The organism is uncultured Leptotrichia sp. (assembly GCF_938036635.1).
In the GTDB taxonomy this organism is placed as follows: Bacteria; Fusobacteriota; Fusobacteriia; order Fusobacteriales; family Leptotrichiaceae; genus Leptotrichia; species Leptotrichia hongkongensis.
Map to the genome: position 1 here is coordinate 1 of NZ_CALHQO010000029.1, position 1,402 is coordinate 1,402.

The 1,402-nt window shown below is 24.8% G+C and carries 1 protein-coding gene; it reads right to left on the minus strand.

Features of this window, described 5'->3' with window-relative positions:
• Positions 1 to 144 precede the first annotated feature (144 nt).
• Entirely contained in the window at positions 145 to 1,341 is a 1,197-nt protein-coding gene (locus tag Q0370_RS00415; protein WP_299570569.1) for an ATP-binding protein, read from the minus strand.
• Positions 1,342 to 1,402: the final 61 nt, after the last annotated feature.

Below are 1,402 nucleotides of genomic sequence, written 5' to 3' on the forward strand. Positions count from 1 at the left end.
ACTGGAGCATAAAATAAAAAGATAATTATAGATATTATGTCAGGCGCTATAAAATACCTCAAACATTTTTCTTTATATAAAGTTTTTATCATATTCGCACCATTCTTTCTAAAAATTTTAATTTATAAATATTTTCAGCTTTTTTTAGTCTTTCAATAAAAAATCAATAATATTCAAATGTTTTATCCCGTTTCTTGACATATCAAATCTGTCCATAGAAATTACATATTTAGGATAATTATCGTTAATTTTTTCAAATGGTAAAAATTCCCTTTTTATAGTGTCTTCAGAGGCAAGTAAATATGCCACCTGAATATAAATTTTCTCATTATTTGTTTTTGTACAGACAAAATCTATTTCTAAATTATTCAATTTTCCAATTTTTATGTTATAGCCTTTTCGCAATAATTCCATATATACAATATTTTCAAAAATTTGATTTATATCTCTTTCGTTTGTTTCCAAAATAGCTTCTCTTATTCCATGGTCTGCAATATAATATTTTTCACTCACATTTAGAACTTCTTTACCTTGTATTTCGTAACGAGGGACTTTGTGAATTAGAAATGCGTTTTCACAGGCTTTTATGTAATTTAGCACAGTATCTACTGCAACTTTTCTATTTTCGCTTTTAAAATATTTTGAAATTGAATTTGCAGAAAATGTATTCCCAATGTTCATTACAATGTAATTGATGATTCGCTCTAATAATTCAGTATTTCTTATATTGTTTCTTTGAGTAATATCTTTTAATATTATTGATGAATATATATCTTTTAAATATTGCATGCTTGATTCCGCTTCATAATTCAAATTATGTAAAAATGGCATTCCACCTAGTTTGACATACTTTTCAAACATTTCTTCTTTTGAAATATTTTGATTTATATTTTGGTATATTGAACAAAACTCTTTAAATGAAAAAGGATAAATTTCAACTTCAACATATCTTCCTGCAAGGTAAGTTGCAAGTTCTCCCGATAATAGTTTAGCGTTGGAACCTGTTATATAAATATCAAATTGCTTATCTTCTGTTCTTAATGAATTTATACACTTTTCCCATTCTTTTACTTCCTGAATTTCATCCAAAAATAAATAGCATTTTTCTTGAATATTTTCTGCTTTTTTCAATATATATTCATTCAATGTATCCGCATAGCAAAGATGTCTATTTCTTAAATTTTCAAAATTGATATAAATAAATTGATTTTCATCAACACCGTTTTTTTTCAATTCTTTCATAATCAATTTTAACATTACAGATTTACCGCTTCTCCTTATTCCTGTCAAAACTTTAATAATATCTTTATCTATAAAGGGTTTAATTTTTTCAAAATAAATTTTTCAAAAGTTAATTGTGAAGAATTGCTATAGTTTCTAAAATTATGCAGCTCTATTTTTT